The organism is Streptomyces sirii (genome assembly GCF_045690365.1).
GTDB lineage: Bacteria > Actinomycetota > Actinomycetes > Streptomycetales > Streptomycetaceae > Streptomyces > Streptomyces sirii.
Genome location: NZ_CP147982.1, coordinates 327,759 through 338,062, shown reverse-complemented (window position 1 = coordinate 338,062; position 10,304 = coordinate 327,759). Strand labels below are relative to the sequence as shown.

General features: G+C 68.9%; 10 protein-coding genes and 2 pseudogenes. 7 read left to right on the top strand and 5 right to left on the bottom strand.

All coding sequences use genetic code 11. The annotated features are described in order from the left end of the window. Positions 1 to 69 precede the first annotated feature (69 nt). Both WAB15_RS01605 and WAB15_RS01600 read right to left on the bottom strand, forming a co-directional pair. Complete coding sequence (locus WAB15_RS01605) at positions 70 to 405, bottom strand: CBS domain-containing protein (protein ID WP_407284994.1); 336 nt, start codon at positions 403 to 405, stop codon at positions 70 to 72. Between the two features lie 25 nt (positions 406 to 430). Further along, positions 431 to 559: pseudogene (locus WAB15_RS01600) on the bottom strand (IS701 family transposase); the annotation flags it as partial. A 96-nt stretch (positions 560 to 655) separates the two neighbouring features. Here WAB15_RS01600 and WAB15_RS01595 point away from each other — a divergent pair. The 5 genes and pseudogenes from WAB15_RS01595 to WAB15_RS01575 form a co-directional block, all read left to right on the top strand. Continuing rightward, a complete protein-coding gene (locus tag WAB15_RS01595; protein WP_407284993.1) occupies positions 656 to 922 on the top strand; it encodes a hypothetical protein in 267 nt (88 codons plus the stop codon). A 422-nt stretch (positions 923 to 1,344) separates the two neighbouring features. After that, complete coding sequence (locus WAB15_RS01590) at positions 1,345 to 1,806, top strand: hypothetical protein (protein ID WP_407284992.1); 462 nt, start codon at positions 1,345 to 1,347, stop codon at positions 1,804 to 1,806. Between the two features lie 259 nt (positions 1,807 to 2,065). Further along, positions 2,066 to 2,455, top strand: a complete 390-nt coding sequence (locus WAB15_RS01585; protein ID WP_407284991.1) for a DUF3995 domain-containing protein — start codon at positions 2,066 to 2,068, stop codon at positions 2,453 to 2,455. Positions 2,456 to 2,600: 145 nt separating this feature from the next. Beyond that, on the top strand, positions 2,601 to 3,071 hold the full coding sequence (locus WAB15_RS01580) for a pyridoxamine 5'-phosphate oxidase family protein (RefSeq protein ID WP_407284990.1): 471 nt from the start codon (positions 2,601 to 2,603) through the stop codon (positions 3,069 to 3,071). A gap of 287 nt (positions 3,072 to 3,358) precedes the next feature. Next, positions 3,359 to 3,475 (top strand): annotated as a pseudogene (locus WAB15_RS01575) (IS5/IS1182 family transposase); the annotation flags it as partial. A gap of 215 nt (positions 3,476 to 3,690) precedes the next feature. On the opposite strand, the gene WAB15_RS01570 reads toward WAB15_RS01575, so the two are convergent. From WAB15_RS01570 to WAB15_RS01560, 3 genes are all read right to left on the bottom strand, one after another. Next, a complete protein-coding gene (locus WAB15_RS01570) occupies positions 3,691 to 4,833 on the bottom strand; it encodes an ABC transporter substrate-binding protein (RefSeq protein ID WP_399150290.1) in 1,143 nt (380 codons plus the stop codon). A gap of 419 nt (positions 4,834 to 5,252) precedes the next feature. Then, complete coding sequence (locus WAB15_RS01565) at positions 5,253 to 8,096, bottom strand: SpoIIE family protein phosphatase (protein WP_407284989.1); 2,844 nt, start codon at positions 8,094 to 8,096, stop codon at positions 5,253 to 5,255. 229 nt (positions 8,097 to 8,325) lie between these two features. Further along, positions 8,326 to 9,081 (bottom strand): IclR family transcriptional regulator, encoded by a 756-nt coding sequence (locus tag WAB15_RS01560; protein WP_407284988.1) that lies wholly within the window; start codon positions 9,079 to 9,081, stop codon positions 8,326 to 8,328. Positions 9,082 to 9,502: 421 nt separating this feature from the next. Between WAB15_RS01560 and WAB15_RS01555 the strand changes: the two genes are divergently transcribed. Together WAB15_RS01555 and WAB15_RS01550 are read left to right on the top strand one after the other, a co-directional pair. Continuing rightward, positions 9,503 to 9,823, top strand: coding sequence for a hypothetical protein (locus tag WAB15_RS01555; protein WP_407284987.1), 321 nt, complete (start codon positions 9,503 to 9,505; stop codon positions 9,821 to 9,823). After that, on the top strand, positions 9,813 to 10,235 hold the full coding sequence (locus WAB15_RS01550; RefSeq protein ID WP_407284986.1) for a hypothetical protein: 423 nt from the start codon (positions 9,813 to 9,815) through the stop codon (positions 10,233 to 10,235). Before WAB15_RS01555 ends, WAB15_RS01550 begins: the two co-directional genes overlap by 11 nt. The last annotated feature ends 69 nt before the right edge of the window (positions 10,236 to 10,304 follow it).

Genomic DNA, 10,304 nt, shown 5'->3' with positions numbered 1-10,304 from the left:
CGCAGCGCATAGTGCCTCTACAGGGTTGAGGAGACGCCGGAACGGATCGCCGGCCGGGCGGGAGAGTGGTCAACGGCTGAGGACGAGGACTCCCAGTGCGTGTCCGTCCTCATCGATCACGGGTGAGGCGCACAGCGCACGCCGGCGCATGGCACGTTCCGCGTCGCGTACCGACATCGCTGGTGACGTGAAGAGCCCGCGGTCGTAGACGATGTCCCGCAACCGGGTCTCCTCGGCGTACCAGACGTCATGCCGGTGGGCTGTCATCTGCGAACGGGTGATCAGGCCCGCACACCGCCCGTCTTCGTCGCGGACGAGGAGATGCTCCGCCCGTGCGCCGTTGAGGACGGCCAGGGCGAGGTCGACGATCATGTCGTCGCCGACCTGTGGTCCCGGCGACGTCATCACATCGCCGGCCGCCCTTCCGGGGCAGCCCCGCCGCCCGGCAGCGATCCGGATCCGAGGTCCACGAGTGCGGAACATACAACTCCCGGTCCACCGCCGCGTGCCCGCGCTCGCCTGAGTAGACGAGGTATACGGCAACCTGGGAGTTCTCGATTTATGCTCTGACCTGCGGCCACCGTCTCTTCGCCAGTCCACACAACTCGAAGAGACCGGGCTGCTGGTGGGCGACCCGGTACGGACCGCTTTCGTCATGCACATCGACTCCGAGCGGCACCCTTCGGCGTTGGCCGCTGCCTTCGAGATCGACGAGTGGTCGGGGGACCTCGCGCCGGAGGACGACGACATCAAACAGGCCGCCTTCTTCCCCCTGCCCGACGCCCTGAAGCTGCTCGGCGAGCTGGACAGCGCAACGCAGCGGGAACCCATCGTCGGCTATCTGACCGGGGCCACCGCGCCGGGGACCACCTGGCTGTACCGCAACCGGGGTAAGGAGGAGACGCTCGTCGCCCGCTGGTGACGCCAGACAGTGGCGACCACATGAAGATCACGATCTACAGCTGGAGTACTAGTAGCTCGGCGATGCGAGTGAGGTCGAGCTTCCGGAGACCTGTTGTCGCAGTCGTGCGTGAGCGTGTCCGTACTGGTGCTCTGACTGCATCTGACCGCATAGGTCTCGCGCGCGAGGGGTCAACTGCCCTGGAAGGAAGGGTTGTTGCCATGCCAAGAGCTGTCCCGTAACTGATCTCTGAGAGGGGCGCTCGGGTTCCGTCGACCATCAGCCGCCAGGACGATCGAGGGGTAGCTCTCACGGGGGATCGTGATCGTCCGTGAGGTCGACGCACTGTCGTTGAGGTTCGGCAACGGTGGGAGCCATGCCGATCAAGCTGTCTCTGGGCGACACCGAGCGCCCGGTCCCCCTCTGGGGCTCTGCGACTGGCCATGGCCCTGCCAGTCGTCCTGCTACTGCACTGCCTGCGGCGGCTGCCGTTCGGCGTCAACTTCCAGATGGGCACCGTCGACCCGGCGGCCCCGCCGTTTCCCTGGTGGGGTCCGGCATACATTGTGGGCCTGAGCGTGCTCACGGAGGCGCTGGCCCTGCTCACCATGGGCCTGGTCAGCAGTTGGGGCGAGGTCTTCCCGCGCTGGGTTCCGTTCCTCGGCGGCCGGCGGGTACCGCCGCTCGCCGCGGTCATTCCGGCGACCCTGGGCGGCCTCGGTCTGGTCGCATTGTGGGACCCCATGCCGCGCGCTTGGTTTGGGCTACTGGGTTTTCACGAGGCTGCCTTCACCAACGGGTGGTGGAAGCTGCTCGCACGCGTGTGCGTCAGCCCGGTCATGCTGTGGGGACCGATCGTGCTGGCCCTGACCTACGCCTACTACAAGCGCCGCCGACCTGTCTGATGTTCCGTCGCCGCAGACCAAGCGAGCCGGGAGACCTCTCCGTCTGTGCGGGCGAACGCAGGGCTGGGCAGCGACGGCGTTCACCACGCCCTGCACGGAATCGTCCGTCTGCACAACCTCTGCCTCACCGGGTGACGGAGGAACCCAGCGCAGCAGAAATCATTTGCGGGACAGCCCTTAAATCCGCACGCATCGACACGGGATTGGAGCACTGAGTATGGTCCGCACTGTGGTCCCCACGGCGTTGACGATTGTCCTCGTGGCAATTGGCCTGTTGCACTTCATCTGGGCGTTCTCCCCCTGGCCGATGAGCGATGCGGTGACGTTTTCCAGGACAATTGGCGGCGTCGATGACGACAAGATGCCTCCGGTACCGAGCACCGTTCTGGTGGGTCTGGCACTGATCGGTGGCGCTGTGCTCACCCTCATGGTCAATGAGTCCATCCCGGGGATCGGCCCGGGATGGCTGCGGCTGGTGGGTATGTACGGCCTGACGGTGGTTCTGCTCGCCCGCGGCCTGGGCGGATACTTCATGAACTCCGGAGCCGCCATCGAATTCCAGCGGTTGAACACTTTTCTGTACTCACCGTTGTGTGTGGCACTCGGCGTCCTGAGTGGAATTGTTGCGGTAGCCGCGAGCAGGCGTTAGGGCGTGCATCGAGAGTCCCGTCCGGCACGCCCGCTGCTGCGTTGTCGGTTTATTCGAGTACGCCCGGTACGAGGGCGATCCTCCGTCTTGCGACCTAGTTCCGCGGCCGGATGTGACTGAGCGGCTCACGCCGTAGCCTCCCCACATGACGGCAGTTGATTCTCAGCCCAGCGGACCCCGTAGCCCGGAGCAGCGCAAGCGCGAGGCGCTTGAACGGCTCGCGGGGGACAACGACGTATGGGTCGCCACGGCCGACGCCACCGGCGAGCCGTGCCTCGTTCCGCTGGCCTTCTGGTGGGATGGCGAGACGGTGTGGCTGTCCACCCGCGACACCAACCCGACCGGGCGCAACCTGTGTGCCTCGGGCCGGGTCCGGCTCTGCTTCGGTCATAGCCGGGACGTGGTCCTGGTCCACGGCACCGCGCGCACGCTGACCCGCGAGGAGCTTCCGGCCGAGGTGGGCGACGCCTTCGCCGCCAAGGATGGCTGGGACCCTCGCGAGGACCACCCCTCGTACGTCTTCTTCCAGGTCACCCCGCAGGTGCTGCAGGCGTGGGGCACGGTTCCCGAGATGGCCGGACGGACCCTGATGCGCGATGGGAAGTGGCTGGTCTAAGAAGGCTTCGCTTATCGGTCACCAGGGTTGTCAGTTCGAACGAGGTTCCTGATGGGGGGATCGTGCCAGCTTCGAAGCGTGAAGGCAGGGTCCCTCGGTAGTTCGGGGTTGCGAAGACATCCGAGCATCGGGAGAGACCCTGTTGCCGGTCGACAACGGGGTGAAGTGGGCGAACGTGCACAGGGACTTCCCACCGTTTCGGCGGGTGCACGCCTTCGCCCGCCGCTGGTGCATCACGGGCCTGCCGGCCGAGCTCCACGACCGGCTGCGAGACCGCGTACGGGAGACACCGCAAACGCCCAGGGCGGCGGCTACTGCCGGGCGAGGAGGCGGACAATGCCGAGCAGCGCACGGTCCGCGCCCGCGTGGAACACGCCTTCGCCCGCATGAAGAACTACAAGATCTCCGCCGAGATGTGTTCCTGCTCCTTGGTGCGCTGCCGGCGTTCGGCGAGGAGAGCGCGGCCCCTGCGCCCCGGCGTCCTGCGGCGGGTCTCAGCGAAGATGTTCCTCGATCACATCCGCTCCGAGGACGGCTCCGTTCCTCAAAGGTGTCATCGGCGGGCTGGAATTCCCTGGGTAGGAACACAAGGTGTCTTCGTGGGGCCGGTGAGGACGGATCAGCCGCCGACGGCCTTGGCCCAGTTCTCACGGACGGTCTGCAGCGCCTTGTTCAGCTGGGCCTCGGTCGGGAACTGGGGTGTGCCCTCGACCGTCGGCAGCCGGGCGGCCAGGGCCTTGTTGAGGGTGCCGTTCTTCGCCATGGCGGACATCAACACCGGGCGGGCGTAGTCCACGAGGCGGAGGTTCTGGCCTTCCGGACTGAAGAGGTACTCCTGCCACAGTCGCGCCGCGGCCGGGTGGGGGGCGTCTTTGTTGATCGCCTGCGCGTAGTACTGCGAGAAGCTGCCGTCGAAGGGGATGGAGACCTTCCAGTCCACGCCCGTCCCGCGGAGCTGGTCGATGTGCTGCAGGTTGAGGTAGTCCCACTCGATGCTGATCGGTGTCTTGCCCTTGGCGATCGCGGCCGGGTTGGGGTCGGCCCGGTTGTAGTTGCCGACCTTGTCGAGCCGGGCGAAGAAGTCGATGCCCGGCTGGATGTCGTCGAACGACCCACCGTTGGCGAGCGCCGCCGCGTAAACGGAGGCGAAGGCCGATCCCGCGATCGTGGGTTCGCCGTGCATCGAGACCAGGCCCTTGTACTCCGGACGGAGCAGGTCCGCGAAGGACGCGGGGCAGGTCCGGACGCGGGCGGCGTCGCAGCCGATGGAGACGTAGCCGCCGTAGTTGTTGTACCAGTGGGCCTCGGCGTCCTTCTGCTCCGGTGGGATCTTGTCGAACTGTGCGACCTGGTAGGGGGCCAGCAGGTTCTGCCGCGCCGCGGACTGGGCGAAGGAGTCACCGAGGTCGAGCACGTCGGGGGCGCGCTCCTGGCCGCGGTAGCGCTTCACGGCATCGATCTCCTGCTGGCTGTGACCGGATGGATTGTCGACGACGACCTTGATGCGGTACTTCTTCTCGAAGCCGTCGATCAGCGCGCCGTAGTTGGCCCACTGGCGCGGCAGCGCGATCGCGTTGAGCCTGCCCTCCCTCTTCGCCGCCTTGATCAGTGCCGTCGTCCCGCCGACCTCCGCGGCGGATTCGGCCCGGGAGGGCTCGACCGGCCGGGTGGTTCTCTCTTCCTGGCAGGCGCCGAGACCGAGCGCCGCAAGGCCGAGACAGCAGAGGAGAGCGCCGGCGCGGACCCGGTGATGTGTAGCCACGACGCCTCCAGCAGGGCCAGGTGGGGAGCGGTCCGCCGAGCGGGTGACGGGCGCGGACCAGGGCGAGCCATGACACCGGGCGGTCGTATGGCCCGTACAGCGGCCCGACCGCCAAGGACGGTGCACGCCCCGGAGGTGGGGCGGAACGCCGACGGGGCCTCGCAAGCTCGCTGAGTGGGTGTTCTCGGCACTCCCACAGAGCCGCCGACGGCTTGGCGCGCGGGCGGTCCTGGAGTCGTCCCGCCGCGACGTGTCACTGCCCGACGCTTCTCTCTCCAGCAATGGTCCAAACCAGCGTACTCCGCCCCCTTGCGGGCCACTGCTGGGACGGTGATCGGGCCAGGTCATAGCGGCGAGTAGGCGCCAGGCGCGTAGGGGCGCCACGTTCGTCCCCGGGCGCGAGCGCCTCGCCCACGGCCTCACCACTCCCCGCGGTGCTCCCAATAGCTCAGGAGGTCCTCCCGCGGCTCCTCTTCGGAGGGCAGGGCGTCGGGGGCGATCGCTTGAGCGGCCCAGATCGTCTTGCCCCTGGGGGAGTAGCGGGTGCCCCAGTGTTCGGCGAACTGCGCGACGAGGAAGAGGCCGCGGCCGTCTTCGTCGGTGTCCTTCGCCTGGCGGATGTGCGGGGAGGTGCTGCTGCCGTCGGAGACCTCACAGATCAGGGTTCGGGTGGTGTACAGGAGCCGCACCTGAAGGGGCTCGGCGCCGTAGCGAATGGCGTTGGTGACCAGTTCGCTGAGGATGAGCTCGGTGCCGAAGGCGATGTCCTGCAGACCCCAGTCCGTCAACTGCCGGACGCAGTCGTTGCGGACCGGGCCCACCGCCGCCGGATCGCGGGGCACGTCCCACTCGGCGACGTGCGCCGGGTCCAGCCGCCGGGTCCGGGCCACCAGCAGCGCGACGTCGTCGGTGGACCCGGCGGGCAGCAGCGACCGCATGACGGTGGCGCAGGTGTCCTCCGGCGTGCGGTCCGGCCCGGCGAGGGCCGCACGCAGTGCTTCCAGCCCCGCATCCAGGTCGCGGCTGCGGCTCTCGACCAGCCCGTCGGTGTAGAGCACCAGCCGGGAGCCCTCCGGCAGCGACAGCTCGGCGGTCTCGAAGGGCAGGCCGGTGCCCAGTCCCAGCGGTGGGGAGACCGGTGAGTGCAGGAACTCCACCCTGCCGTCGGGGTGAGCCACGGCGGGCGGCAGATGGCCGGCCGTCGCCGCGGTGGCCCGCCCGGAGACGGAGTCGTAGACGACGTACAGACAGGTGGCGCCGGTGATCGCCGGTCCGTCCTCGGTGTCCTCGTCCTGGATGTCGATGTGGGTCACCAGTTCATCCAGGTGGCCCAGCAGCTCGCCGGGGGAGAGGTCCAGGGCCGAGAAGTTGTGCACGGCGATGCGCAGCCGGCCCATGGTGGCCGCGGCATGCAGGCCGTGTCCGACCACGTCGCCGATGACCAGCGCCACCCGGGCGCCGGGCAGCGGGATGACGTCGAACCAGTCCCCGCCCACTCCCGCCTGGGCAGGGAGATAGCGGTGTGCCACCTGCAGAGCGTCCTGGTCGGGCAGGCCGCGGGGCATCAGGCTGCGCTGCAGCGTCATCGCCATCGTGCGTTCGCGGGTGTATCGCCGGGCGTTGTCGATCCCCACTGCGGCCCGCCCCGCCAGTTCCTCGGCGAAGGAGAGGTCCTCGTCGTCGAACGGAGGTGAGCCCCCCGACCGCCAGAAGTTCACCAGCCCCAGCACCGCTCCCCGGGCGCGCAGCGGTACGACCGCCAGGGAATGCACCCCGTGGTCCAGGATGCGCCGGGCGCGTTCCGGGTCCTGGGACCGCCAGCCGGTGGAGCCGGCCAGGTCCGGCTCCACCACGGAGCGGCCTTCGCCCACACCCGCCGCTACCACGGTGCCCGGGACGAACCCCATCAGCTCGCCGACGGGGTGGAGCGGATGGTCCGGCGCCAGGCCGGCGATGGCCGTCCGGCGCAGCTGGGTACCCGCCACGGTCGGTTCCTCGCCTTTCAGGACCGGGTCCAGCAGCTCGACGGTGACGATGTCGGCGAAACGGGGGACAGCCACCTGCGCCAGTTCCTCGGCGGTGCGCTCGACATTCAGGGTGGAGCCGATCCGTACCCCGGCGTCGTAGAGGAGCCGCAACCGCTCCCGCGCCACCTCGGCGCGCCCTGACAGCCACCTGAGTTCGGTGGTGTCGCGGAGGGTAACCACGCTTCCCTGGTGGGCTCCGTGGGGGGCGGTGGACCGCTTGTTGAGGGCCAGCAGCCGGTCCTGGGCCAGGTGCACCTCGTCGGTGGCGATCCGGTCGGACGCCAGGAGTTCGGCGGTGCGGTGGTCCAGCCCCAGGTCGCCGACGTGGCGTCCCTCCGCGTCCGTGGGCAGGTCCAGGAGCCGCCGTGCCTCGTCGTTGGCCAGCAGCAGCCGCCCGTCGCGGCCGACGATGAGTACGCCCTCCCGCACCGCGTGCAGGACCGCATCGTGATGCTCGTACATCCGGGTCATCTCGGCCGGTCCCAGACCGTGGGTCTGCCGGCGCAGCCGACGGCTCACCAGCCCCGCGCCGCCTCCGGCGAGTGCCAGCGCCGCGACTGCGGTGCCCAGGAAGAGCGGCAGCTGCTGGTTGACCGATTTCTGCACCTCCTCCACCCTGACCGGTGCGGCGACGATGGCGACGACCTTGCCCGAGGAGTCCTTGACGGGGACTGCAGAGATCACGGAGAGGCCCAGGGCGCCCTCGAAGGTCCTGGTGAAGGGCTTGCCCCGGGCGGCGTCGGCATACGGGCCGATGACGTGCTTGCCGATCTGCCGCGGGTCGCTGTGGGTGAGGGTGATCCCGTCGAGCTTGTACACGATGAGGGCGTCGACGCCGGAGGCCTTCCGGGCCGCCTCGGCGAGCGGCTGGAGCTTCGCGGTCGGATTGTCGCTGTTCAGCGCCTCCTGGAGCCCCCAGGAGTGCGCAAAGGACTCAGCGGCGGCGAGCGTCCGGTGCCGGGCGTCGGTCATGGTGTCCCGCCGGGCCTGGACGACGATGGCCACCACTGCCGCCGCGACGAGCAGCACCACGAGCACCAGCTGGAGGAGGAAGACTTCCCGGGCGACGCTGCGCCTGGCCAACGAGGGCGGTATGTGCCGCGGCCCACCGGCCACCGCAGAGCGTTCGTCCTGCCGGTCGTCGGTGCCGCTCCCGGCAGGAGGCACGCCCGGATAAGCGGACCGGCCGGGCGCGCGGCCGAGCCAACGCCGGAAACGGCGCGAATTTCCGCTCATGGTTCCTATTTATTCTGCTTTGCCCGGGCGCTGGCAAGGCGTGCTACGGCAGCTGCCCACGCGATGGCCTCCTGCGGCCTACCCACCGGAGACAACGGCACGAGGCCAAGCGCACGGCCGCTGCCCTGGCGCCCGGCTTCAACGCCGATGAGGCCGCCGACCTTCCGGCGTGGGCGGTGGAGCACAAAGCGACGACACAGCACATCGAGAAGGCGGTGGGAGGGCGAACTCAGATGGTGAGCGAGAGCCCCCTGGTCACGCGCTTCGCCGCCGGAACCAGCCGGTCGCGGACCTGGTTGAGCTGTGAGAGCCGGTCCACTCGCAAGGACACTCCGAGCGAACCGGGCGTCTGCCCGCGGAACACCGGTACCGCAACGCAGTACGTCCCGAGCGTGTACTCCTCCATGTCCGTGACGACCGGCGGACGGGGCGAGGTGTCGAGCCGCCGCACAAGTTCGGAGCGGCCGGTGATGGTGCGCGGCGTGAGGTCGGCGAGCGGGTGCCGGGAGAGGTAATCGTTGCGCGCCTCGTCGCCGAGTTCGCGCAGGAGGCACTTGCCCAGTGCCGTGGCGTGCCCCGCGTCCTCGAAGCCCACCCAGATGTCGACCCGCGGCGCCCGGGGACTGTCGACGATCTCGGCCACTTGGATCTCGCCGTCCTCGTAGAAGGTCAGGTAGGCGGCGGCCGAAAGATCGTCCCGCAGCGATGCCAGAGCCGGGCGGACGTAGCTGAGCTGCGCCTGTTCACGGCCGCCGGATTGCAGGGTGTCCAGCTGGTCCCCGAGGACATAGCCGCCGTCCTCCAGCTGGCGGAGGTACCCGTCGTGAGCGAGCGTACGCAAAAGGTGATACGTGGTGGTCAGCGGCAGCCCCGTCTCCCGTGCCAGTTGCTGAGCCGGCGCGCCGCCCTCGTGCGCGCCCACGGCCTCCATCAGCCGGAACGCCCGCTGCACGGAAGCGATCAGGGTGGGGCCCTCGGTCGCCATATGCCCAGCCTGCGTCCGCCGCTCGGCGCAGGCAAGGCGGTGATTCGCGGGCTCACGCATCTGTACCGCATCCGTACGGGCAGCGACTGCGGTCGGTAGGCGACCTGGTGCCGCCGATGCCGGTGGGGGATTCGGGCGGACGAGGGAACGGCAGTGGCGGCCCAGCGCGCCGCGGGGATGGAGTACGGCCGCGTCGAGGGCCGGCACGCGTGCGGCACCCGCCGGCCCACCGAGCGCCCGCACCGAAATCGAGGCCGCGACGGCCAGCAGCGGGCACGCCCCCAGGGCCACCACCGGCACAGCGTCGCGGCACCGGGTATCCCGGTCATGGAGATCAATCCCCTGCATTGCCGTAACGTCTCCCGTTCGCCGGTGGTTGATCTTGCCGTTGGGTGATTCGCGAGCGAGGAGCGATCCGGCAGTGACGATGTTCTTTCAAGGAACCCGCTTGTGGCTACGCGAGTTGGGCGTTCCCGACAGTGATCCGGATACGAACGCGATGGCTTCAGGGCGGACCTTCTCGGACGGCTGTCACTGGAGGTTCGAAGCTCCCACAGTCAACACCGTGGAGGCCGTGGAGACGCTGCTGTCACAGAGCGTCCGGCGCGGGTTCACGATCAACCGCGTCACTGAGACGTTCGGCCTGAGTCGGCACACGCTCGGCGAGATCCGTGACTATGTCGCCCTCGGACGCGAGTACGGTGCACAGATTCTCATGTCGGTGGGGCCGCGTGCCGTATAAGATCTCCGCGCACTGCGGGCTGGGGAACGGCGCGGCCGCCCAGGTACTGGAAACGCTCGGGGCCGACAGCATCAACCCGGTACGCGATCTGACCCTTCCGATGATCGCGGCGCTGCGCCAGGCTGTGAAGATCCCCCTGGACGTGCATGTCGACAACACGAAGACCTCCGGCGGGTTCATCCGGACGTATGAGGCGCCGGACTTCGTGCGTGTGGCCTCTCCTGTCTACCTCAAGACGGACAGCAGTGCGCTGGCCGGTCACAGCACCAGGGCGACACCGCAGCAGACCGAGGACAAGCTCCGGCAGATGGAGATCACTGCGGAATTCATGGAACGCCACTATCCCCAGGCTCGCCAGAGCCCGACCGGAGTAAGGCAGGCGTCTGACGCACCTTCTCTGGCCAGGCCGTGATCGTCGCAGCAACCGCGGGCATCGTCATCGCCGCGCTGCTGGATCCAGATGGGGAAGCAGCGGTCCGGC

What these genes read in the sequence shown, in the direction of transcription:
- WAB15_RS01605 (WP_407284994.1), bottom strand. Translation starts at nt 405, where the DNA reads ATGACGTCGCCGGGACCACAGGTCGGCGACGACATGATCGTCGACCTC.
- WAB15_RS01595 (WP_407284993.1), top strand. Translation starts at nt 656, where the DNA reads ATGCACATCGACTCCGAGCGGCACCCTTCGGCGTTGGCCGCTGCCTTC.
- WAB15_RS01590 (WP_407284992.1), top strand. Translation starts at nt 1,345, where the DNA reads ATGGCCCTGCCAGTCGTCCTGCTACTGCACTGCCTGCGGCGGCTGCCG.
- WAB15_RS01580 (WP_407284990.1), top strand. Translation starts at nt 2,601, where the DNA reads ATGACGGCAGTTGATTCTCAGCCCAGCGGACCCCGTAGCCCGGAGCAG.
- WAB15_RS01565 (WP_407284989.1), bottom strand. Translation starts at nt 8,096, where the DNA reads ATGAGCGGAAATTCGCGCCGTTTCCGGCGTTGGCTCGGCCGCGCGCCC.
- WAB15_RS01560 (WP_407284988.1), bottom strand. Translation starts at nt 9,081, where the DNA reads ATGGCGACCGAGGGCCCCACCCTGATCGCTTCCGTGCAGCGGGCGTTC.